The 688-nt window shown below is 58.4% G+C and carries 1 protein-coding gene; it reads left to right on the top strand.

Going from position 1 to position 688, the window contains the following annotated elements; all coding sequences use genetic code 11:
* The coding region (locus K0F75_RS02455) for a LysR substrate-binding domain-containing protein (protein WP_257604248.1) at positions 1-688 on the top strand (688 nt) is incomplete at both ends.

Below are 688 nucleotides of genomic sequence, written 5' to 3'. Positions count from 1 at the left end.
GGGCTTCGGCGACAATCCTGATCAAACAACTGGAAGCACATTTGGGGGTGCAGTTGCTGCAACGCACCACCCGCCATGTCAGTCCGACCCTGGACGGCCAGGCGTATTACCAGCGTTGTGTCAGCCTGCTGACCGATCTGGAAGACACCGAAGCCGCATTCTCATCGGCGAGCAAGGCGCCACAAGGTGTATTGCGCATCGATATTCCGGTGGGTTTCGGGCGCTTGATCGTGATCCCCGCATTGCCGCAGTTCACTGACCGTTACCCGATGATCGAGCTGGAAATCGGCATGAGTGATCGTCCTGTGCAGTTGATTCGTGAGGGCGTAGATTGCGTGGTGCGCGCAGGGCCGTCGCTGGATGAATCTCTGGTGGCAAGGCCGCTGGCGAACATGACGCAAGTGACCTGCGCGAGTCGCGAGTACCTGCAGCGTCATGGCGTACCGTTGACGCTGGAAGATTTGCCGCAGCACAAGGTGATCGAGTATTTCTCGGCCAGCTCCAACAAACGGTACGGCCTGGAGTTCCTGATTGACGGCCAGGTGCGTGATTTCAGTCTGTCCAAGGCGATGTCAATAAACAGCGCAGACGGCTACCTGGCTGCATGCGAAGCCGGGTATGGATTGGTGCAGACGCCGTACTACCATATCGTCGAGCAACTGCGCAGTGGATCGCTGGCAGAGGTGCT

The sequence above is a fragment of the Pseudomonas sp. UMAB-08 genome (genome assembly GCF_900095225.1).
Taxonomy (GTDB): domain Bacteria; phylum Pseudomonadota; class Gammaproteobacteria; order Pseudomonadales; family Pseudomonadaceae; genus Aquipseudomonas.
Note: the sequence above shows the minus strand (reverse complement) of the source record. Positions and strands in the feature narration are given on the sequence as shown.